23 protein-coding genes and 2 other annotated features are annotated in these 22,507 nt (G+C 47.3%); of the genes, 17 read left to right on the forward strand and 6 right to left on the reverse strand.

What is annotated here, in order from left to right; genetic code table 11:
* Positions 1 to 42 precede the first annotated feature (42 nt).
* The 4 genes from OM416_RS18285 to OM416_RS18300 all read right to left on the reverse strand — a co-directional run bounded on the left by OM416_RS18285 (position 43) and on the right by OM416_RS18300 (position 4,482).
* The gene (locus OM416_RS18285; RefSeq protein ID WP_264931848.1) at positions 43 to 993 is read right to left on the reverse strand and encodes an RNA ligase family protein; all 951 of its coding nucleotides are present in this window, start codon (positions 991 to 993) and stop codon (positions 43 to 45) included.
* Between the two features lie 37 nt (positions 994 to 1,030).
* On the reverse strand, positions 1,031 to 2,143 hold the full coding sequence (locus OM416_RS18290) for a GerAB/ArcD/ProY family transporter (RefSeq protein WP_264931850.1): 1,113 nt from the start codon (positions 2,141 to 2,143) through the stop codon (positions 1,031 to 1,033).
* A 219-nt stretch (positions 2,144 to 2,362) separates the two neighbouring features.
* Positions 2,363 to 3,232, reverse strand: a complete 870-nt coding sequence (locus tag OM416_RS18295; RefSeq protein WP_264931853.1) for a VOC family protein — start codon at positions 3,230 to 3,232, stop codon at positions 2,363 to 2,365.
* A 338-nt stretch (positions 3,233 to 3,570) separates the two neighbouring features.
* Positions 3,571 to 4,482: a Ku protein gene (locus OM416_RS18300; RefSeq protein WP_264931855.1), complete on the reverse strand. Its 912-nt coding sequence runs from the start codon at positions 4,480 to 4,482 to the stop codon at positions 3,571 to 3,573.
* 206 nt (positions 4,483 to 4,688) lie between these two features.
* Between OM416_RS18300 and OM416_RS18305 the strand changes: the two genes are divergently transcribed.
* The 7 genes from OM416_RS18305 to OM416_RS18335 all read left to right on the forward strand — a co-directional run bounded on the left by OM416_RS18305 (position 4,689) and on the right by OM416_RS18335 (position 11,108).
* The gene (locus OM416_RS18305) at positions 4,689 to 4,985 is read left to right on the forward strand and encodes a hypothetical protein (protein ID WP_175623716.1); all 297 of its coding nucleotides are present in this window, start codon (positions 4,689 to 4,691) and stop codon (positions 4,983 to 4,985) included.
* A 4-nt stretch (positions 4,986 to 4,989) separates the two neighbouring features.
* Positions 4,990 to 5,166 (forward strand): H-type small acid-soluble spore protein, encoded by a 177-nt coding sequence (locus tag OM416_RS18310; protein WP_026081228.1) that lies wholly within the window; start codon positions 4,990 to 4,992, stop codon positions 5,164 to 5,166.
* Between the two features lie 266 nt (positions 5,167 to 5,432).
* Complete coding sequence (gene tsaE / locus OM416_RS18315) at positions 5,433 to 5,915, forward strand: tRNA (adenosine(37)-N6)-threonylcarbamoyltransferase complex ATPase subunit type 1 TsaE (protein WP_017690089.1); 483 nt, start codon at positions 5,433 to 5,435, stop codon at positions 5,913 to 5,915.
* Between the two features lie 2 nt (positions 5,916 to 5,917).
* Positions 5,918 to 6,766, forward strand: coding sequence for a tRNA (adenosine(37)-N6)-threonylcarbamoyltransferase complex dimerization subunit type 1 TsaB (gene tsaB / locus OM416_RS18320; protein ID WP_264932097.1), 849 nt, complete (start codon positions 5,918 to 5,920; stop codon positions 6,764 to 6,766).
* A 19-nt stretch (positions 6,767 to 6,785) separates the two neighbouring features.
* Positions 6,786 to 7,307, forward strand: a complete 522-nt coding sequence (gene rimI / locus OM416_RS18325; RefSeq protein ID WP_036668955.1) for a ribosomal protein S18-alanine N-acetyltransferase — start codon at positions 6,786 to 6,788, stop codon at positions 7,305 to 7,307.
* A complete protein-coding gene (tsaD, locus tag OM416_RS18330; RefSeq protein WP_264931861.1) occupies positions 7,304 to 8,359 on the forward strand; it encodes a tRNA (adenosine(37)-N6)-threonylcarbamoyltransferase complex transferase subunit TsaD in 1,056 nt (351 codons plus the stop codon). Before rimI ends, tsaD begins: the two co-directional genes overlap by 4 nt.
* Before the next feature lie 90 nt (positions 8,360 to 8,449).
* Positions 8,450 to 8,810: a binding site (T-box leader), on the forward strand.
* Positions 8,811 to 8,877: 67 nt separating this feature from the next.
* Positions 8,878 to 9,217: a binding site (T-box leader), on the forward strand.
* A 331-nt stretch (positions 9,218 to 9,548) separates the two neighbouring features.
* A complete protein-coding gene (locus tag OM416_RS18335) occupies positions 9,549 to 11,108 on the forward strand; it encodes a 2-isopropylmalate synthase (protein ID WP_264931863.1) in 1,560 nt (519 codons plus the stop codon).
* A 651-nt stretch (positions 11,109 to 11,759) separates the two neighbouring features.
* On the opposite strand, the gene OM416_RS18340 is transcribed toward OM416_RS18335, so the two are convergent.
* On the reverse strand, positions 11,760 to 13,718 hold the full coding sequence (locus OM416_RS18340; protein WP_264931865.1) for an ABC-F family ATP-binding cassette domain-containing protein: 1,959 nt from the start codon (positions 13,716 to 13,718) through the stop codon (positions 11,760 to 11,762).
* Positions 13,719 to 13,997: 279 nt separating this feature from the next.
* Here OM416_RS18340 and OM416_RS18345 point away from each other — a divergent pair, with 279 nt between their 5' ends.
* From OM416_RS18345 to OM416_RS18390, 10 genes are all read left to right on the forward strand, one after another.
* Positions 13,998 to 14,636 carry a 5-formyltetrahydrofolate cyclo-ligase gene (locus OM416_RS18345; protein WP_264931867.1) on the forward strand — a complete coding sequence of 213 codons (639 nt, stop codon included), beginning with the start codon at positions 13,998 to 14,000 and terminating at the stop codon, positions 14,634 to 14,636.
* 15 nt (positions 14,637 to 14,651) lie between these two features.
* Positions 14,652 to 15,155, forward strand: coding sequence for a cyclic pyranopterin monophosphate synthase MoaC (moaC, locus tag OM416_RS18350; protein WP_303048966.1), 504 nt, complete (start codon positions 14,652 to 14,654; stop codon positions 15,153 to 15,155).
* A 37-nt stretch (positions 15,156 to 15,192) separates the two neighbouring features.
* Positions 15,193 to 15,678 carry a molybdenum cofactor biosynthesis protein B gene (locus OM416_RS18355; protein WP_017690080.1) on the forward strand — a complete coding sequence of 162 codons (486 nt, stop codon included), beginning with the start codon at positions 15,193 to 15,195 and terminating at the stop codon, positions 15,676 to 15,678.
* A gap of 169 nt (positions 15,679 to 15,847) precedes the next feature.
* The gene (gene tatA, locus OM416_RS18360) at positions 15,848 to 16,096 is read left to right on the forward strand and encodes a twin-arginine translocase TatA/TatE family subunit (protein WP_036668966.1); all 249 of its coding nucleotides are present in this window, start codon (positions 15,848 to 15,850) and stop codon (positions 16,094 to 16,096) included.
* Positions 16,097 to 16,174: 78 nt separating this feature from the next.
* A complete protein-coding gene (tatC, locus tag OM416_RS18365) occupies positions 16,175 to 16,957 on the forward strand; it encodes a twin-arginine translocase subunit TatC (protein WP_264931871.1) in 783 nt (260 codons plus the stop codon).
* Between the two features lie 400 nt (positions 16,958 to 17,357).
* The gene (gene groES / locus OM416_RS18370; RefSeq protein WP_024630746.1) at positions 17,358 to 17,639 is read left to right on the forward strand and encodes a co-chaperone GroES; all 282 of its coding nucleotides are present in this window, start codon (positions 17,358 to 17,360) and stop codon (positions 17,637 to 17,639) included.
* A 73-nt stretch (positions 17,640 to 17,712) separates the two neighbouring features.
* Complete coding sequence (groL, locus tag OM416_RS18375) at positions 17,713 to 19,347, forward strand: chaperonin GroEL (protein ID WP_264931879.1); 1,635 nt, start codon at positions 17,713 to 17,715, stop codon at positions 19,345 to 19,347.
* 184 nt (positions 19,348 to 19,531) lie between these two features.
* Positions 19,532 to 19,768, forward strand: coding sequence for a hypothetical protein (locus tag OM416_RS18380; RefSeq protein WP_264931881.1), 237 nt, complete (start codon positions 19,532 to 19,534; stop codon positions 19,766 to 19,768).
* Between the two features lie 221 nt (positions 19,769 to 19,989).
* Positions 19,990 to 21,048 (forward strand): flavin-containing monooxygenase, encoded by a 1,059-nt coding sequence (locus OM416_RS18385; RefSeq protein WP_264931884.1) that lies wholly within the window; start codon positions 19,990 to 19,992, stop codon positions 21,046 to 21,048.
* A gap of 146 nt (positions 21,049 to 21,194) precedes the next feature.
* Positions 21,195 to 21,542, forward strand: coding sequence for a hypothetical protein (locus OM416_RS18390; protein WP_169480153.1), 348 nt, complete (start codon positions 21,195 to 21,197; stop codon positions 21,540 to 21,542).
* 289 nt (positions 21,543 to 21,831) lie between these two features.
* Here the strand turns inward: OM416_RS18390 and OM416_RS18395 are convergent, their stop codons facing one another.
* Positions 21,832 to 22,422 carry a hypothetical protein gene (locus OM416_RS18395; protein ID WP_264931886.1) on the reverse strand — a complete coding sequence of 197 codons (591 nt, stop codon included), beginning with the start codon at positions 22,420 to 22,422 and terminating at the stop codon, positions 21,832 to 21,834.
* Positions 22,423 to 22,507 lie beyond the last annotated feature (85 nt).

Below are 22,507 nucleotides of genomic sequence, written 5' to 3' on the forward strand. Positions count from 1 at the left end.
GTTGAAATCATGGGCTGAAACATGCGTGCAGCGATCTCTTCATCACTCAAGAAGCTGGTTCGCCAGACAATCCTCACGGGTTACATCCGCGAAGGTCTGAATACTGGGATGGCGCAGGGTTCGATGATGAGTCAGTTCCATATATTGCACTTTGAGTCCTATTCGTGGTTCCACCCAGGTGGTCTCCGCACTGCGCTCTGGTACATTGTAGAACGGCCTATCCTGTCTGATCAGAGGCTCGACTTGATGCGTGAGTTCCCGCCAGGTATTGGAGTTCAGCTTGCCCGTCCCGACATGACCAATATAGACAAAGTTAGGCCCGTCATATACACCGACCGCGACAGCATTCACAATACCACTTCGATAAGTGACTCCCCCGATCATGGCATACACATCATGCATGATTTTGACCTTCTGCCAGCGTTGATCCTTACCTTGAATGCCGTAGCTGCTGGTGAGATCCTTGCAGACGATACCTTCCATCTGGTGCTCTCTCATGACCGTAAGCAGGGAAGCGGCATTAAGCGTATTGGTGACCTCCTGAACATGGGGAGCGGGGTTAAGAACCTCGTGCAAAAGCCGTTGTCGATCTGCCAAAGGCTGATCCGTCACCCATTTTCCCTCATAGAACAGAATATCAAATACCATATAAGTAACCGGAATCTGATGTATGGCCTGGGCGATACCTTCGGGCCTGCTCATGCGATCTCGTCGAAGTACGTGATAGAACGAAGGTTTTCCGGTGTCCGGGTCCAGTGCGATCACTTCTCCATCCAAAATATAGGAGGAAGCGGAGCATAGATTACGTGGTGCTACCAACTCGGGATACTGTGCAGTTCGATCATGCAATCTGCGATTCACCAAGCGCAGCTCCTGCCCGTCCTCGTAGGCAAGCATACGGACTCCGTCCCACTTGACCTGAGCGATCCATTGCGGTCCTGTAGGCAGGGTATCCCGGGATATGGGTTCGAACGGAATCAACGGTTTGAACATGGAGAACTCCTTTCTCATAGCAACTAGTCGGCAGAGGTCAATTCGGAAGTTTGTTATATTTTTGGAAACGGGACTTCATGTGATGCACCAGTATGAGCAATAACGGAAGCGCTATACCGCAGGTTAGATCCCAGTCAATCCAATAGGGAATGATGACCTTGAGATAAAAGTTCTCGTTCGGAGAGATCAGAATGGACATGGCGAGAATAAGCATCGAGCCCGGCAGGATCAGAGAGCGGTGACTGGACAAGCGAAACAGGTGAGCGACGCCCAAAACAAAACTGTAAAAGAACAGTGCTGCTTTGAAGAAAACGGCAATAATCCAGACCGATGCCATGAAGGCTTCAATCCGTTGTATAAAGTTTCCGATATTGATCTGCTGTGAAAGGTTGAATGAGGCAAACCAGTGATGCTGGGTCATGAAGGGTCCCATGACGAGCAGACACATACTCAGCGTTAGTGTAAGTAACAATCCACCAATGATTCCTGATAGTATGATGTCCTTCTCCAGATGGGGCTCCTTTTTCGTATAGGGAAAGAGCATCATGAAGATGCACAACTCGCAATAAGGATATGTGAGTACAGCAACAAAACCTTTGAGTGGACCATGAAAGCCTTGTGCAAGCACAGGTTGGATGTTGTCCACACGGACATGCGGAATTAGACACACCGTCAGAATAAGCAGGAACAACACGATCAGAGGAAGAAAGACCTCAGCACTCTTACCGATGATCTCCAGACCCGACAGAAGCCCCCAGACAAGCGCACACATAAAAACCAAATGCAAAATCATTAGTGGAGATTCCGGCAAGATCTGGGTAGACATAAAATCGCCAATTTCCCTAATGAACGTTGAGGTGCTGATCAGGAAATAAAAGAGATAAAAAGAGCTGAATAAGGCCCCAATCCAGGGTCCTAGTGTTTGAAGAGCATTTTGAATCAGATTCAACCGGGGATGCAGTTTATAGGCAACAAGCATAATGAAGAGTATGCCGGAGCCGCCTGCGACTCCCAACAAGGCTGATAACCAGGCATCTTGCTGAGCATAGGATGTTATCATGGAAGGAAAGACCAGAATTTGCTCCCCAATCGTGCACAGGAACATTAGTGAAGCGAGCTGCCTAACGGTCAAGCGCCCCTTTTCAATCATATGGTATCTCCTTAACATATCTTGTCTGTGTATATGGATAGGATGCGCCAATCATTCCAGTTTTATAAATAGGCAACCAAAAAGCCCGGGTAGCTGATTTCTCTGTGATGTAGAGAACTCAGTTACCCGGGCTTGATCATGTGACTTGTGAGCGATTGAGATCGAATTATGCAAAATGCTGGATTTTAGGTAGAAGTATACTTTAACGTGCAATCAAAATCAGTTTGCAGTGGTCAGACGGATACGGATATTCTGTGGATCTACCGTAAACCAGGTATCTTCCACTTGTGTAACGGCTGCGCCGGATTGACGTAATTGTTCAAGTGCCTGTTGTACTTCTTCCTTCGTGGCGTAAACAATGGTGAAGTAGTCAATTCCTGTAGCGTTATCCGGATTAACAGGCGCGTTCACTCCTGCCCAGATATTGAGTCCAAGATGGTGATGATAGCCGCCGGCAGATACAAATAGTGCAGACATGTTGGCGAAGTTACCTACGATATCAAAACCGAGTATGCCGGTGTAGAAGCTGCGAGCTTCTTCCAGGCTGCGGACGTGGAAATGCACATGACCAATGACTGTGCCAGCCGGTAAACCCTGCCAAGGTTCATTTTCCGATATGGCAAACAGGCTCTCCACATCAACAGGATCACTTGCCATCACGTAATTATTGTCGCTATCCCGTTTCCAGGTGTCACGCGCACGGTCAGCATAGATCTCAATCCCGTTCAGATCGGGGTCGGAGATATAGAAGGCTTCGCTGACCAGGTGATCGCCTTGGCCGATTTCGATACCGGATGCAGCCAGATTACGCAGAGCAAGACCCAGGGACGTGCGATCCGGCAGCAGGATGGCGAAATGATACAAGCCTGCGTGTGAGCGTTCAGGCAAGGTAATCCCATCCGTCAGTTCTTCCAATCGCAGCAGAGACTGTTTTCCGTCCGCTGTTAACGTAGCCACTTTGCCACTTCGCTCCAGCAACTTCAGTCCGACCACATCAGTATAGAACTGGATCGAACGGTCGAGATTTTTAATTCGTAGACTCACTTCACCCAGATGGGTTGTGGCAGGGATTTGATACGTCGTATTCATAATGGTTTCCTCCTGATTGTTTGATCATTAGATAATTGGGCTAATCGTTTGATTGCGTATATGCGTTGAATCGAATGATTGAATTGCACTCGTCACTTGGCTGAAGTAGAAAATGTAGGATAACTGTATATTCATAAATAAGTTACTTTTCATAAGTAAATATAAAATATAAATTACCTTTCGTCAATCGTATTTTATGATGATAGCTGGAGTTTTATCGGCAAGAATAGTTTCAATAATTCCGTAAAATAAAAAAATCCGACTGAAAAGCCGGATCTGAGTTGAACGTATTACATGGGCATAGGCATATAACGGAATCATTCTTGCCTGGGCGACAATTAACCCTTTGGTTTGGGTGTTGCCTTTTTTCTTTTGGCTGGAGCAGGTGCATCGGTTTCTCCACCGACAACAGCTTGAGCGGATGTTTTTCGTGGTGCACGTTTCTTGGGCTTGGCAGTTGTTGTCCCAGGGTCAGCTGGAATGGGCTTCACAGCCTCAATACTTGCCTGTAAAGCAGCCATCAAATCCATTACATTGGCTTCAGGTTTGGCTGGAGCAATCTTGATTTCTTCGCCAGCCACTTTGTGCTGAATAAGATCCAGCAGTTTACTGCGATAGTCATCGGTGTATTTACCCGGTTCAAAAGGCGTTGAAAGTTGATCAATCAGCAGCTTTGCCATCGTGAGTTCCTTCTCATTCACGTTCTGCACTTCTGGCAGGTTGGGCACCTGGGAGACAGGACGAATCTCGTCCGGATAGAAAATCGTCTCCATAGAAAGGCAATCTTCCAGCACACGTATGGCAGCCAGACTGCTCTTCGAGCGGATGGAAATTTTGGCGATGCCGATTTTGCCGGTATCCCGCATCGCATTCATCAAGAGCTGATAGGCATTTCCTCCAGCCTGATCGGGCGATAAGTAATATGTTTTCTGAAAATAGATCGGATCAATCTCAGTCAAGTCAACAAAATCCAGTATCGTAATCGTTTTGCTGGTGGAATCATTTAACGCTTCCAATTCATCTTTCTCGAAAAGTACGAATTTTCCCTTTTCATATTCATAGCCTTTGGTGATTTCTTCCCACTTTACGTCCACTTCACAGGATGGACATTGACGAACATAAGCGAGCGGGCTGCCGCAGACTTTATGAATGTAGCGCATGGAGATATCTTTGTCTTCAGTAGCCGAGAACATTTTGACAGGCACATGCACAAGGCCAAAACTGATTGCACCTTTCCAGACGGTATGCATAGATCGGCTCCTTTCAAAAGGTTGTTCAAAAATTCCATCTTCTCTGTACTGAAAACTGGATTTTTGAACACGGATTTATATTTAATAGTATGGGCATCTGTTGCGAGGGATAATCGTCTTATAGACGAATGAATTCGTATGGTTCGGCGAGACTCGGGGATCATAAAAGAAGTGATCTCGCAATGATTAAGCCGGGAGGTGCCGAAATGAGTAACAGACGGGATGAAGAGGAAGCGCACAAGCATGCTTTTACTCCGTATCCGCTTGCTGATGCCGAAAGCGCTGAAGAATTTTATACACCAGCTACAGCTGTGAATTGGGAAGCAGTCACTTCTGAAGAATTACCCCTTGACCGGGAGTCATTCATGCTCGACATTGACCGGATGGTGAATGAAGGGTTAGGTGGAGGTCAGGTTACGGAAGATAACGGTCATATTGGTGAAAGTACAACTGATAGCATGGTTCGTGAGTCACATGATGATCCGGAAGGGGAATATGAATAAGATGATGGATGCAAAGCGTGCCAAAGCAATCTATGATTCCAAGGATACCATTGCCGTTACGCTGGAGGGAGATCCAGTCTGGATCGAGAATGTGGATGAAGCCAATGGTATGGCAACCGTTCAGGTTGGCAGCAGACCGGGAAATACCCAGACGGTTCGTGTGGATCGGTTGGAGGAGTAGATACAGATAGAGCGTAGTGCTTGAGGAATTGGTGAGTAAATAAAAGCTGAAATATTTCATAGCACGGCCGGTACCGAGAGGTGCCGGTTTTTTGTTTTTTCCTAATAGGTGTCTGAAACTTCGAAGGAAGCGAGTTTTGAGACACGTCTAATAATGCATGTTATATTTCCTCTTGCCTCCTTGGATGTTGCGGGGGAAGAAAGGGACCGATATAATAAGGTTCAAAGTGAACTCAGGCGGCTGGACCGCCAAAGGTGGGGCGAATATTGAATCAGACGCACGAGCAGTGGGTGTATCAATCCCATGGCATTGCAGATACAGAAGCACTTGCTTCCGCACTCGCCAGACAGGCAAACGCCGGCATGGTGATTGCTTTGGATGGTGATCTGGGCGCGGGAAAAACGGCATTTTCACAGAAATTTGCCTGGCATTTGGGTGTACGTGATGTGGTGAGCAGTCCCACATTTACGCTAATCAAGGAATATGAAGGGCGCTTGCCCTTGTATCACATGGATGTATATCGCATTTCGCTGGAAGAAGCGGATGAGCTTGGACTTGATGAATATTTCTATGGAGCCGGAGTCAGCCTGGTGGAGTGGTCGAGTATCATTCCCGAATTGCTGCCGCAAGAGCACTTGCATGTGCAGATTGAAACAACGGGTCTGGAGGATCGAACGATTACACTGGATGGGTACGGCGAGACTTATGCAGCCATGTGCCGACAGTTCAGACAGAATGGAGTCAAATGATGATGGAAGATTTACAAAAAGAGCCGCGTCAGCGGTTTTTGGCGTTGGATACATCCACCGCAGTGATGGCAGCTGCGATGATGGAGGATCATGCGCTTCTGGAAGAACGCAATGAACGGGCTGAGCGTAACCATTCGGTACACGTTGTACCGGTGATGGAGCAGCTGCTGGCCGCCAGCAGCACACAGCCTGGCCAGCTGGACGGCATTGCCGTCGGCGTTGGCCCAGGCTCGTACACGGGCATCCGCATTGCGGTGACCGCGGCGAAGACACTGGCCTGGGCGTGGGACATCCCCGTGGCCGGGGTGTCCAGCCTTCAGGCCATCGCCTGGGGCGGCTGGCACAGCGGCCTCGCCGCCAAGGCAGAAGCTGCGGCAGAGGATGCCTCAGCAGGGGCTGGCGGAACGCCATCCGCGGACCAGGGCAGCACAGGTGCTGCCCTGGTCCACTGGATCGTTCCGCTTGTGGATGCACGGCGCGGTCAAGCATGCACCGCGCTGTTTGCCTCCGCCGGGAGCGATACGCCCCGGCGTCTGGCGCCTGATGCCATCCGCAAGATGGACGGATGGCTGGAAGCCCTCGCCGCCCGCATGGCGGAGGCGGCGCCGGAAGAGCGGCCCGCAGCCGTCTGGTTCGTCGGCGAGACGGGCCCTCATGCTGCGGCAGCGGCGGAGCTTCGCTGCCCCGCAGGAACGGCGCTCCAGCTCGTACCTTATGAGCTGGAAGGCCGCTGGGTTGGGCGCCTAGGCGCCGCCGCGCTGCTTGCAGGTCAGCGTGATGACGTGCATGCGCTGGTGCCGAACTACACCCAGTTGTCTGAAGCGGAAGCCAATCTGCTGCGCAAAGGCTAAAGGGGGAGGGGGAAAGCAGATGGACAACGTGGCGAATAATAAGCAGGAAGCAACGCTTCAGTTCAGGTTCATGACACTCGCGGATATTCCCGATGTGATGGAGATTGAACATGAGGCCTTTACCCTGCCCTGGACGGAAGAAGCATTTCAAAATGAATTGACACACAATCATTTTGCTAAATATATGGTGATGGAATTGGAAGGCAAGGCCATTGGCTATGCAGGTATGTGGACGATCATGGATGAAGCCCATATTACTAATATTGCAGTCAGAGGTGCGTACCGTGGACGCAAGCTTGGTGAAAAGTTACTGGATGAATTAATGAGCACAGCGGCTTATCTCGGGATGGAACGAATGACGCTGGAGGTCAGAGTCTCGAACAGCATTGCTCAGCGTTTATATCAGAAAAAAGGGTTTGAATCGGCGGGTCTTCGTAAAGGGTATTACTCCGATAATGGGGAAGATGCGATGATTATGTGGGCGAACTTGCCGTCTGCAGGCCGGAGCGGCGAAGAGGAAGGAAGCGTACTGGATTCATGAACGAACTCAATGAAAAAATAAATGCTGCACCATCCTACATTTTGGCGGTGGAGACAAGTTGTGATGAAACATCGGTAGCTGTAGTTAAGGATGGGAGAGAAGTGCTATCCAATCTGATCTCAAGTCAGATCGAAACCCATAAGGCATTCGGCGGCGTTGTACCTGAAGTGGCCTCACGCAAACATGTCGAAGTCATTACGCTGATGCTAGAACAAGCGATCGAGCAGTCCGGCATTCGTCCGCGTGATCTGAGTGCGATTGCTGTGACGCAAGGTCCGGGACTGGTGGGGGCATTGCTGGTAGGAATCGTTGCAGCCAAAACGCTGGCGATGGCACTGGGCAAACCGCTCATTGGCACACATCATATTGCTGGGCATATCTATGCCAACCGACTTACTCATGAACTGAAATATCCGGCAATGGCACTGGTCGTATCAGGTGGACATACAGAACTCGTGCATATGGAATCCGAGGGCAAGTTCAAACTGATTGGTCGTACTCGTGATGATGCCGTAGGCGAGGCGTATGACAAAGTAGCCCGTGCATTGGGCTGTCCTTATCCGGGAGGTCCGCATGTGGACCGGATGGCGTCTGAAGCGGAGAATGTAGTGCCGTTGCCACGGGTATGGCTGGAAGCGGGTTCGTACGATTTCAGTCTCAGTGGTCTGAAGTCTGCTGTACTGAATGTGCTCAACCAGGCCAAAATGCGCGGAGAAACCTTGGAGCCGTCTGCGGTTGCACGTGGTTTCCAGGAAGCTGTTGTCGAAGTGTTGGTGGAGAAAGCCGTTAGAGCAGTTCGTGAATATGGTTCACGTCAACTGTTATTATGCGGTGGTGTTGCAGCTAACCGGGGGTTGCGCTCGGCGTTACAAGAGCGTTGTGCGAAGGAAGGGCTTGAACTGTTAATCCCGCCAATGGAATATTGTACGGATAATGCGGCCATGATTGGAGTGGCTGCGTATCTGAAATGGCAACGGGGAGAAATTGCTGAATTTGATGCCAAAGCAGACCCTGGACTTTCCCTGGAGGAATGGTCCGTTCAGTCCATATAAACAGACAGTTTGAGATTAAGAGTTGACAGCCTGGATGTGAAGAATGTATATTAGTTACAAATTTAAACAGGAATTTATCTTCCTGAACTGATAAACGCGATGAACAGGAATAGTAAGGTCATTCCCGGTCTTAGAGAGCTGCGGTATGGTGCAACGCAGTCGAAGGAAACCTGAAACTCACCTGGAAGCGGAACGATGGAACACGGTGACTCCCCGGGAGGATCCGAAGGCCGATTATGGCCCAAAGTACATGGTTACGGGTTGCCTCCGTGATTGGGCCGTTGTCGGTAGGACCGTTTTTACAAGGATCGACTGACGATAACTGAGGGGGCTTTCAGGCTGCCTCAAGTGATCCGGATGTATGCGAGAGCATACAAGGGTAATCTTGAGTGAACAGGAAGGAAGTCAACAAGAGTGGTACCGCGAAGGTGAACAGCCTGTCGTCTCTTGCATTATTGCATGAGGTGGCAGGCTTTTTTTGATTTTCAAAATAAGGATGTATGAAGTTAGGTCATATGATAAATGTGATGAACGGGAGTAGTAGAAGGATAAGGCGCTCAGAGAGCTGCGGGGTGGTGCGACGCAGTGGCTGGAATCATTCGAATCTCGCCCTGGAACGGAGCTGTGGAAGCGTGGGGACGATATCAATCGCCCAGTTGTCCTAATGGACAACAACATGTGTTTACACAGCAACGGTTAACCCCCGTTATAGGGTGTTTCTCCGAATTCCAGTGATGTCGTGCGTGCACGCACATCCAGCGGATTTCGGAGACGACGAGGTGGATGGAGTCCGGCGCAAGCCTGGCCCATCAAGCGAGAGTGGTACCGCGGAGGGGATAATAACCCGCCGTCTCTTATATGAGATGGCGGGTTATTTGTGTTTGCTGCCGGCAGCAGGGTGGGCATGGGAAGAACCATATGGAGATTGAAAGAGTCAGAAGGTCAGGGTGTAAGTCGACGTACACTCTGTCATGAAGGTAAGCAGGATATACAACGAACGAGTAATGAACATTGAACAACAAGTATAGGCACTAAACATTCAACAGGTACTACTGATCACCAAGGACTAAGCTACAAACAACATACGCGTTTACAAACAAAATATATAACAACAGGGACGGCGATCAACGAGTGTTCTGCGTTAGTGGATACGTTACGAAACGATTATAAAAATTGGAGGTTGATGGATATGACAACAACTAATAACAAACGCATGATTGAAATTTTTGATACAACGCTGCGCGATGGAGAACAGGCACCGGGAGCGAGTCTGCAACCGGAGCAAAAGATCGAACTGGCACACCAACTGGCTTCTCTGGGCATCGACGTCATTGAGCCTGGATTCCCGATCTCCAGTCCAGGTGAGTTCGCGGCGGTTCAGGCGATTTCGAGACAGTTGCAGAACGTGGAGATCTGTGGATTCGCGCGTGCGGTCAAAGGTGATATCGATGCAGCTGTTCAAGCAACAGCGGATGCAGCACGGCGCCGAATTCACCTGTTTATCTCATCCTCGGATATTCATATTGAGCATCAGCTGCGTCGTCCGCGCAGTGAAGTGGTAGCTACCGCTCATGAGATGGTATCTTATGCACGCCAGTTCACGGACATTGTAGAATTCACAGCCATGGACGCTGCCCGTACCAAGATGGATGATCTGATCGAGATGGTTGAAGTTGCAATTGAAGCAGGGGCCAGCATTATCAACCTGCCGGATACCGTGGGTTATGCTCTGCCACATGAGTATGGCGAGATGTTCCGCCGGGTACGTGAGGGTGCAAGAGGCGGCGATCAGGTTCGCTATAGTGCTCACTGTCATAATGATCTGGGCCTGGCTGTAGCCAATAGCTTGGCTGCGATTGCCAATGGTGCTACCCAGATTGAAGTGACCATTAATGGAATCGGAGAGCGGACGGGGAACTGTGCACTGGAAGAGCTGATTATGGCGCTGGAGACTCGGGGAGATGCAATTGGAGCGACGACGAACATTAAGCTGAACCAGTTGTATGAGACCTCCCGTCAGATTAGCCGTGCGATGCACTTCCCGATTGCATATAACAAGCCGGTGGTGGGACGTAATGCATTCCAGCATGAATCCGGCATCCATCAGGATGGTCTGCTGAAGAATCGGAGCACCTATGAGATTATGGACCCGGAAGCGCTGGGTATCCCGCGCAGCATGATTATTCTGGGCAAACACTCCGGTCGTCACGCTCTGAAGGATCGGGTTCGCAAATACGGTTTTGAGCCGGATGAGCAGCAGATGGAACAATTGTATGAGGTGTTCAAAGAAACCGCAGACCAGCAAAAAGTGGTCAGTGACGACCAGTTATTGCAGATGGTTAGCCAGACCATGAATATTCCTGCACAGGACTATGAACTGGTTGAATTGCAGGTGACGGCGGGTAGCATGACGGATCGAATGGCCGCCGTTCGTATTCGCACAAGCGCTGGAGAACAGTCTTACTCTGCCGTTGGCGGGGGACCCGTGGATGCAACCATCCGTGCGATTGGTCAGAGCATTTCCGATGATATTGCATTTGTTGATATGGAGATGCATGCCTTGAGTGGGGGAGAGGGTGCAAGTGCCGAAGCTGTAGTTACCGTGGAACGTGCAGGGCGTGAGTTCCGGGGAACGGCAACACATAATGATATCGTTATGGCTGCCGGTCTTGCTTATGTAGCGGCGTGTAATGCTGCCGGGCTGAAGGCCGAGTCTTCCGAACATAGTGAACAAGAAGCACATGCGTAAAACATCTTGATCAGATTGCATCTATAGCGGCAATAGTAGCAATTGCAATTCGATGTAAATAGGCATGGAATATAGGAAATAAACATCGGGCAGGCCTTGAACGACAAAGGTCTGCTTTTGTCTTATTATGGAGGAACATTGAAGAGTGGGAGAATGCATTTGTCAAGGTGTGACTATAGTTATCCACATATCCAGTGTAATTTGTGGGTAACTACCGCAAAGTCAAACCAGTATAGTTTTCGAAACGAAAAGGGTTTAGGGGATAAAATGACTCCTTACTATCCACAAATTTGTGGATAAAGTGGATAACTTAGTGGATAAATATGGTTTTTGTGTGTAAAAGGCTATTCTACCGCTGTATAATTAAGCTTATTAATGTGCTTGCTATCTTGCTTTCTTGTGGATAAGTGTGAGGAAAAGGGGGATAAAACTATTTCTCTTCATTCGAGTAAATTTGACAAAAGTCAAAACAGCTCCCCTAACTTCCGTATGTCAGAGTTCAATCTCAAGGAACATATAGAACATAAGGTGCCGAGCTTCAATACTCATCCTCAACACACAAAAAGCTGATCCCAATAAGGAATCAGCCGGTGGTACAACTATACTTGTATGGACGCGATCAAGTCATGGTCTGAGTCTCTACTATTCGTACTACTCCATGGCTAGTTCTTCCCATTCTTCGTATGCCTTGGTGAGTTGTGTCTTGTGCTCCTCCGACTGTTGTTGGAGTTCTTGCAGCTTCATATAATCCTGATAGATTTCAGGTAGAGCCATCTGTGCCTCAAGCTCTGTAATCTTCGTTTCCAACTCCGCAATCTGCTGTTCCAGAGCTTCCTGCTTGCGTTGACGGTTACGCTCTTCACGCTTCGCCTGTTTTTCCGCTTCGAATGAAGCAGCTCCGGATTTTTCGGTTGTGGATGTACTCAGATCGGATTTGGACGAGTTCTTGGACGAAGCCTGACGTGCCTCAGCAGCTTCGCGTGCGATGTCCTCAAGCTCCTGTTTCTTCTCCACATAATCATCATAATTTCCGAGATAGTGTTCCGTTCCACCTGGATGAAGCTCGACAATCCGTTCAGCCATTTTGTTGAGGAAGTACCGGTCATGGGAGATGAACAGCAGGGTGCCTTCATAATCCATTAATGCAGCTTCCAGCACTTCTTTGGCAAACAGGTCGAGATGGTTCGTAGGCTCATCCAGAATGAGCATGTTGGCTTCCTTCAGCATCAACTTGGAGAGAGATACACGTGCTTTCTCGCCGCCGCTGAGGGAAGAAATCTTCTTGAGCACATCGTCACCGCTGAACAAAAAGTTACCCAGTACGGTCCGAATGCGTGCTTCTTCCATCCCGGGATAGGCACTCCACAGCTCTTCCAGAACCGTGTTGGACGGATTGAGCCCAGTCTGTTCCTGATCATAATAGCCAATCTGTACTTTCGTTCCCCATTGGATCTCCCCGGTTACCGGACGTAAACTTCCGGTGAGACACTTCAGCATGGTGGATTTACCAATACCGTTTGGACCAATTAGGGCAACGGTTTCCCCGCGCCGCAGATCAAAGGATGCATTACGGAACAATGGAGAAGCCTCGTCATAAGCGACAGACAGCTGATCCACACGAAGCACTTCCTTGCCGGACATAACGGCTGTTTCGAAGGAAAAGTGGGCTTTTTTCAGATCACCCATCGGTTTATCGAGGCGCTCCATTTTGTCGAGGGCCTTGCGGCGGCTTTGAGCCCGTTTGGTCGTCGAGGCACGCACGATATTTTTCTGGACAAAATCTTCCATCTTGGATATTTCACCTTGTTGTTTCTCATATTGCTTCATCTGAGTTTCATACTCGGCAGCTTTGAGTTCCATATAACGGCTGTAATTGCCCGTATATTTTTTGGAGCGGTGACGTTCGATCTCCACGATGGTCGTTACGAGTCGATCCAGGAAGTACCGGTCATGGGATACCACGAGCAGTGCGCCTGAATACCCTCTCAGATAATCTTCCAACCATGTAAGGGTGGCGATATCGAGATAGTTGGTAGGCTCGTCCAGCATGAGCAGATCGGGCGCCTGAAGCAAAATACGAGCAAGCGCAAGGCGTGTCTTCTGCCCACCGCTCAAGGTGGCAATAGGGGTATCTGGCGAAAATTCGCCGAATCCCATCCCGTGCAGTACACTGCGAATGCGAGTTTCCATCTCGTAGCCACCATGGTCCTTGAACCAGTCGGAGCGTTTCGCATAACGTTCCAGCAGGTCAGCATATTTTTTCTCGTCTTCCATCTGGGCAGGGTCGGCAATGTCGCGTTCCATCTGACGCAAATCTGCTTCAGCCTGTGTCAGGTGAGCGAAAACGTTCATCATTTCTTCCCAGATGTTACGGTCGGATTGCAGCCCGCTATTCTGAGCCAGGTAACCGAGCGTCGTTTCTTTGGATTTGAATATCTGTCCTCCGTCATAAGACATTTCACCCGCCACAATTTTGAGCAAAGTGGATTTCCCTGCACCGTTTACACCAACGAGGCCGATGCGCTCGCGTTCTAATATTTGTAAGTTCACGCCGTCCAGGATTGGATCGACACCAAAACGTTTGATAATTCCGGATACTTGCAGCAGCATAAAATTAAGTTCCTCCATAGGTCCAGTTCTTGATATGACAACTATATCCCAGTTTACATGAAATACAGAGCAATTGCACCGATTGGGAACGCATGGGGTATGTAGTCTTTTTGATCAATCAATGATAAACTGAAAGAAGGCATGTTATTACATGAGGATTTTGCAGAAAATGAATCATTTTAACCATTTCAACAAGATGACATCTGGTCATAACATATAAAATGTTTTCAATTAGAGCTTTTTTCTACCTTCCCTATCAACAGGAGGTTATTCAAGGATATGCAGGATCATGCGGAACTGAAGAGCCAGCTTCGATCCAGACTGAGACAGAGCCGCGATCTGATGGATGCGAGCATGCGTCAGCAGGCAATGACTAAGATTAATGCTGGAATGAAGCGTGAGCTGGAGCGCCTTAGACAGGACAAGCGGAAGGTCGTGAACAGACCATTCGTCATATTCAGTTATTTGTCCTATGGAAGCGAAGCATCCACAGCGTTTCTGTTTCAAGAGGGCTGGAACCATGGAGATGTGATGTTAGCACCGAAGGTATTGGCAAATCCACCACGAATGGAACTGAGGCAAGTAACCGGAGAACAGGATTTGGAGCCAGGCATATGGGGCATACCAGAACCCAAGGTTTCCTGTGAAGTTCTTTCACCTGAAGATTGGCCTGATATCGATCTCGTTCTGGTACCTGGGCTTGGTTATGATCTACATGGAGGGCGCATTGGTTATGGTGGCGGTTATTATGACCGTTTTGCCGAGACGCTTGCAGCACAATGTGCGATGACGGACAAGAAACCGTTGATGGCTGCAATGGTATTGCCGGGTCAGCTACAGGATGAGATTCCGATGGACCTGCTCGATCTGCGGATTGATCTGTTGATAACAACCGAAGGTATATTACATATCGAATAAAGGGTTGTGATGTGATTGAGTTCAGAAGCGAATAACGGCCAGGCTTCCGGTGGAAAACTGACCCATTTTAATGAACAGGGGCGGGCCCGGATGGTTGATATTTCGGGTAAGGAAATTACCGTACGTACGGCTGTGGCCGTAACGAAAGTGACGATGAATCCAGATACACTGGAAGCTATTCGTGAGGGCCGAATCGGCAAAGGTGATGTTCTGGCTGTGGCTCAGATTGCCGGGATTCAAGGCGCAAAGAAAACGTCGGACTGGATTCCGATGTGCCATCCGCTGGCACTGACGGGTGTGGATATTCGTTTTCATGATAACGGAGTGGATGAATTGCACATTGAAGTCACTGTCAAAACCGAAGGCAAAACGGGTGTTGAGATGGAGGCGCTCACGGCTGCCTCGGCTGCAGCACTGACGGTCTATGACATGTGCAAGGCGATGCAAAAAGATATGATTATCGGTCCAACCATGCTGAATTCCAAGAGTGGTGGCAAAAACGGCGATTACAGCCGATAAGCAATATTTATTTTCATAGAGGAGAAGGGTGATCTTTATGGTGTGGAGAACAGCAATCCTGACAGCCAGCGACAAAGGAGCCCGCGGGGAACGTGAGGATACGAGTGCACAAGTCATTCGGGAACTGGTGGAAGAAGAGCTGGGTGGTCAAATCGTGGAGTATCGCATCGTTCCAGATGAACCCGATGAGATTATTGCGGCTTTGATTGAGATGACGGATTATTTTCACGCCGATCTGGTGCTGACTACCGGTGGTACGGAGCTGGCCATTCGTGATATTACTCCGGAGGCGACCCGGCGCGTGATTGAACGGGAAGTTCCCGGGATGGCAGAGGCCATGAGATACAGTGTAATGAGCAAAAATCGTTCTGCAATGCTGTTCCGTGGTGTATGTGGTATTCGTGGACGCACGCTGATTGTCAATCTGCCAGGTACACCGAAGGGTGTGCATGAACATCTGGCTGCCATTATGGATCAGCTTCCAGAAGCGTTGCTGATGGTTACGGGGCAGTTCAAGCAATAAGCGGGTACGGACTCTCGGGTATGATATCTCTTATTTGCGAATATTGCGGGTTATGTAAGTGGTTACATCTGTGGTATGATGGGCTTAAATTAAGAACGCAGCAGAGACATCTATGACCGTATGGCAGAATATGCGCATCTCTGAACCTTGAAGACGAGGAGGAATATCAATGTTTAGTTCCATTGGACCAACGGGTTTTATTTTGCTGGCCGTGATTGCATTGTTGTTGTTTGGACCCAACAAACTTCCGGAACTGGGACGTGCAGTTGGGCGTACCTTCCGTGAATTCAAAGAGGGCGCTCGCGAGATTATCTCTGAGGATGACTCCTCCAATCGCAAAGAGCAGGAGAAAGCGAAACCGCTGGCGGCTGAGAGCACACCTGCAGACAAGCCTGCTGATAAACGCCTGCCGGAATAATCTTGACGGCAATGAAAGAGAAATCCCTTCCTGCCGGAAGGGTTTTGTATTTTAAGCTGGCAATAATGGGGGGCAGGCATGACGCAGCAAATGGAAGAAATGTCGATTACGGAACATCTGAGCGAGCTGCGGAAGCGGCTGATCTACGTTTTAAGCATTTTTGTGCTGGGACTGATTGCAGGATTTTTTGTGGCGGACCCGGTATATCAATATCTGACGAAGTCAGAGTCGGCAAAAGGTTTTGTATTGCATGCCTTCTCGTTCTGGGACGGGATTGGCATCTACATGAAGATTGCTGGTTTGTTTTCACTTATCATTACGCTGCCGTTTACGGTGTATCAGATCTGGAAGTTTGTTAGTCCAGGGCTAAAGCCGCGCGAACGAAAAGCTACGCTGAAGTATGTGCCTTATGTATTTCTGTTATTTCTTATAGGAATGGCTTTCTCGTATTATGTTATTTTTCCGATGGCACTCGCCTTCACGACAGCGATTACGGAGAAGATGGGGCTGGTAGAGACCTACGGGATGAAACAGTATTTCAGCTTCCTTTTTGGCATTGTGTTGCCTGTGTCCCTATTATTTGAACTTCCTTTACTTATTATGTTTCTGACAGGACTGCGGATACTGAATCCAATTCGTCTTCGCAAAATGCGCAGAGTCTCTTATTTTGTCTTGATCTTCATTGCAGTGGTCATTACACCTCCAGATTTCATATCCGATCTTCTGGTGATGATTCCCTTACTGCTGTTATATGAGATCAGTGTGCTTCTATCCGCAATCGTATATCGAAAGCAGCTTGCCGCCGATCAAGAGATCGAATCCCGTTATGTTCGTGCCGAGGATAAGCAACATGCGGGCTGAATGAGGATAAGCTGTAATGTGCCCGGAAAAGACGGTCTGTTCTTATCCGGGCTATTTCTGTAGACTGCCCACACACAAGGCAGGACAAGCAGGCATAATATGTTCAGCAATGGATACAATGGGAAAGGGAATGTCTGCTAACGTTGCAGAAGGGCTCAAGAATTTCGTAGAATAAGAGTAGCGAGTTGCAACATTTATCCAGGCACATCGGGCGTTATTTGGTTGTGTTGGTGTAAATTCAACGTAAATTCTCGCAGGAATTCGTCAAAAGGACTTGAAATCATGCTTCAAGTTGAGTATCATAAAGTTGGTTGTTAGCACTGAACACTGTCGAGTGCTAATACATATGGCTACAACCTACAATGTAACGTTATATAATTTCAAAAGGAGGCTATTTTTCATGATCAGACCTTTAGGTGAACGCGTATTGGTAGAACCATTGGAGCAAGAGCAAACAACTTCTTTCGGGATCGTACTCCCGGACTCCGCCAAAGAAAAACCGCAAGAGGGTAAAATCATTGCAGTTGGTGCAGGAGTATTGAAAGACGGCGTACGTGTGGCTCTGGAAGTGAAAGAAGGAGATCGCGTTATTTTCTCCAAATATGCCGGTACAGAAATCAAATTCGAAGGTAAAGAATATTTGATTATGAAAGAAAGCGATATTCACGCGATTCTCGACTAATTCAAATTTAATCGGATAACCGAACCATATAGCAATACCATTTTCCAACAAAAACTAGGGAGGTTTTCTTAACATGGCTAAAGACATTAAATTCAGTGAAGACGCTCGTCGCTCCATGCTTCGTGGTGTGGACGCATTGGCTAATGCAGTAAAAGTAACACTCGGTCCTAAAGGCCGTAACGTGGTTCTGGAGAAAAAATTCGGAAGCCCGCTCATCACTAACGATGGTGTAACCATTGCTAAAGAAATCGAACTGGAAGATGCATTCGAGAACATGGGTGCACAACTGGTTAAAGAAGTAGCAACGAAAACCAACGATGTTGCCGGTGACGGTACTACAACAGCAACTGTATTGGCGCAAGCGCTGATCACAGAAGGTCTGAAAAACGTAACTGCAGGCGCTAGCCCAATTGGTATCCGCAAAGGTATCGACAAAGCGGTTAAAGCTGCGGTTGCTGAATTGCAATCCATCTCCAAACCAATTGATTCCAAACAATCCATCGCACAAGTTGCAGCAATCTCTGCGGCTGACGAAGAAGTAGGCGAATTGATCGCTGAAGCTATGGAAAAAGTGGGTAAAGACGGCGTAATCACAGTAGAAGAATCCAAAGGATTCGCTACTGAGCTTGAAGTGGTTGAAGGTATGCAATTCGACCGTGGATACATCTCTCCTTACATGATCACAGATACGGACAAAATGGAAGCTGTTTTGGACAACCCGTACATCTTGATCACAGACAAAAAAATCTCCAGCACGCAAGACATCTTGCCATTGCTTGAGAAAATCGTTCAACAAGGCAAACCCCTGGTATTGATCGCTGAAGATATCGAAGGCGAAGCACTGGCTATGCTGGTTGTGAACAAATTGCGTGGTACATTCAATGCTGTAGCTGTTAAAGCTCCAGGATTCGGTGACCGTCGTAAAGCAATGCTGCAAGACATCGCTGCCCTCACTGGTGGCCAATTGATCACGGAAGAACTGGGTCTGGACCTGAAATCCGCTGTTGTGGAACAACTGGGTACAGCTCGTCAAATCCGTGTAACAAAAGAAAACACAATCATCGTTGACGGTGCTGGTAACAAATCCGATATCGAAGCACGTGTTAGCCAAATCCGTACACAACTGGAAGAAACAACTTCCGAGTTCGACAAAGAGAAACTGCAAGAGCGTCTGGCTAAATTGTCCGGCGGTGTAGCAGTAATCAAAGTTGGTGCGGCTACTGAAACAGAATTGAAAGAACGCAAACTTCGCATCGAAGATGCCCTGAACGCAACTCGCGCTGCGGTTGAAGAAGGTATCGTATCCGGTGGTGGTACAGCGCTCATGAACGTATATAGCGCGGTTGCGGCTGTAGCTCTGTCCGGTGACGAGCAAACAGGCGTAAACATCGTCCTGCGTGCTCTGGAAGCACCAATCCGTACAATCGCAGCTAACGCTGGCGAAGAAGGTTCCGTAATCGTGGAACGTCTGAAAAAAGAACAAACAGGTATCGGCTTCAACGCTGCAACTGGCGAGTGGGTTAACATGATCGAAGCGGGTATCGTTGACCCTGCGAAAGTAACTCGTTATGCATTGCAAAACGCTGCTTCTGTAGCAGCAATGTTCCTGACTACTGAAGCAGTTATCGCTGACAAACCAGAACCAGCAGGTGCTGGTGGCGGAATGCCTGACATGGGCGGTATGGGTGGAATGGGCGGCATGATGTAATAAAGGTGTAAAAACCTTTGTAATGCCGATTAGATGAAAGGCTCCCGAGAGGGAGTCTTTTTTTATATAATTATATTAAGGTGCTCTGAGTAGGAAGCACTGAGATTGAAACCTTGTTTCTATGATTTCGAATGTACAGTGATACATAGACAGGTTATGAGTAACGACTTGAGGAGGAAATGAATTGAGAAAGGGTACGAAGTGGGTATTATGGATTCTGGGCTTGATGCTCGCTGCAATTTTTATTAACTTCTATATGAATCTATATAGCTTCGCTTATGCGCTGATTACCGTGCTGTTACTTGCCTTTATGGGATGGGGATTCTTAGCAAAATTAAAGAACGACGTTCGTCAGCATGAAGATTATCATAGAAGAGAGCATCAGTCTGCGAACGATGACATCGATAGATACACCAGGTAATAACTAACTAACGAACAAAAGAACATATCATACTTAGGATCAAAGTTAAGTTACATGCAACCTACGCTGCAATAAGTAATGGCTCCCGAGAGGGAGTCTTTTTAATGTTGATTTTTTCAAAAAAAGTAGTGATGTTTTCTTCTATTGCTAAACAGACAGTTGTTAAGTAAAATAAACATATGAATAAGTACTCATATATTAATATATAGACAATATTGGAGATGATACATATGTATGATGTATTGGTTATTGGAGCTGGGCAAGCCGGCTTGGCAGCAGGTTATTACCTTCAACAGTCGGGGTTAACCTTTTTAATCGTTGACGCTGCCTCATCTGTCGGAGAATCTTGGCGTAAGAGGTACGATTCCTTGCGTCTTTTTACCCCGCGAATGTATGACGGGTTACCTGGAATGCCGCTTAGTGGAAATGAAAATGGCCTGCCAAGCAAAGATGAAATTGCAGATTATTTTGAAAGTTACGCCAAGCAAATGGATCTTCCTATAAAGTTAAACTGTTTAATCTCTCGTCTCTCGAAGCAAGATGAGGTGTACTATGCTGAAACCAATGATGGAATAATTGAAGCGCGCAATATTATCGTTGCGACGGGACCTTTCCAGACCAAGAATGTTCCTCATTTTGCGAAAGCATTTTCTGAGCATGTGATTCAGCTTCATTCTTCAGAGTATAAAAATATCTCTCAATTGCTTCCTGGAACAACAGTAGTTGTAGGTGGAGGCAATTCAGGTGCCCAAATCGCCGTAGAATTAGCATCAGATGAACAACAAACGGTATACATATCCATAGCTCGAAATATTACCTTCAGGCCTTTGCATATCATGAAACGAAGTATATTCTGGTATTTTGAAAAGCTTGGCGTATTACGTGCAAGTGCAGATCGTATGGTTGGAAAATGGTTGCGAAATCAGCCTGAGTACGTCTATGGCTATGAGTTAAAAAAATTGATGAACCAGGGAAAAGTTAACATGCGCCCACGTGCTGTAAATGCAATAGATGACCGCATCCAGTATGAGGATGGTAGTGAGACACCAATAGACAATATTATCTGGGCGACTGGGTTTAAGCGAAATGATGGTTGGATCGATATCAATGCTGCTTTTGATTCCCAAGGTGTAATTATACACGAGAGAGGCGTATCATCGGTTGCTGGACTGTACTTTGTAGGACTACCTTGGCAAACATCCCGAGGTTCTGCATTGTTGGGATGGGTCAAGTACGATGCTCAGAGAATCGTTAGCCATATCAAAGGTAAGTCACATTAAACTATATAAAGTGATTGAAAGGTTATTCTGTCATCGTAGTGTCTGTGTAAATAACTTTAGTTCAACTTATATAGATTAGATATCAGGAATGATTAGCAAATATCATAACTCACATTTTTGGGTATATTCCTAAAAGGAGGGATATTATGAAATTATTTAAACTGCCATTGATTCTTTGTGTTATAGTGCTTGTATCTATTGTCTCAGCTTGTGGTGCGGATGATATAATCCGCGGAAAGAGCGATAACTGGAATATATCTCTTCAGAGATCGACAGGGATCTATACTATAACCTACATCGGTGATGAAAAGCGTATAAAGGATTTTGTGTTTGACCTTACTGGCAACAATTTATCACAACAGGGGAAATCACTTGAAGAAGAAGGGGTACCGTTCACGATGTCGGGAACAATTACTGAGACGGAGAAAATGAAAAATCCGATTACCTTTAAAATGAGTTGGAACAATCAGAGCGAGATTGTAACTTTTGAATAACTCTCGCATGGTGGAGGTGTTCATCATTGGATTTATGGCAACTATTAATCGCCTGGATATGCATTGTTTGTTGGATTGTCACTTACAAAGATAAGATAAGTAAATGGATATTTTACCCTGCATCGCTTTTTTGTATAGTGATCACTTTAATTTTTTGGCTTACTACTCAATAAAATAGGAAAATGTTAGATCAAAGACTGTGACTACTGAATTATCCAAAAAAGTACATACCACAGGTTGGGCCGTTCCTTCATGGAGCGGCCTTTTTACCTTTTTAAACAATTGCATCTCATTTCGCAACAGTTATTTCAAAAGTAGAGTGCTCAGAATCCTGTACGCTGTAGCGATATTCCAATCCATTTCGAACTGTCGCCCCATCAAAATCAGACTGATTCACATCGCGATCCAATAGACCGATATCCTGGATGACATCTTGTGCATCGTTATACGTGTACTCATTATTGGTTGTAAGAATGAGTGTGGCGATAGCGGTCAAGAAAATTCCACCCGTTGGTTCGCTCGTATCACCAGTTGCGTATAACCTGACTTCCTGTACGCTCTCATCTGCATTCACTACACCAACCAAGTGCAATTCGTCATTGAATACATACTCGAAAGTGCCAGTGCCCTGCCTGGAAGAGTCTTTCATATCCAAGCGGGTAATACTCAAACCATTCAGTCGATATTTGCCAACGGCGCCATTAAACTTGTTTTTAAATTCATTGGTAGTCATGTAGAGGCCAGAAAGTTTAATCTGGGGTGAAGAAGGCTGATCTATTTCAAGCTGAGTAGAATTTGAAGATAAAGTCAGCATGCCATACAACCCTATTGAAGCAATCGCAAAACAGGCCGTCGTTAGAAAAATATATCTGATCGGCAACCTATTGCCCTTCCTCATGGATAGGATCATCCATACAAGAAATACCAAGAAAGAAAGTAAGCCAAGAATTAAGATTATTGTAAAA

The sequence above is a fragment of the Paenibacillus sp. LS1 genome, from assembly GCF_026013365.1.
Lineage (GTDB): Bacteria > Bacillota > Bacilli > Paenibacillales > Paenibacillaceae > Paenibacillus.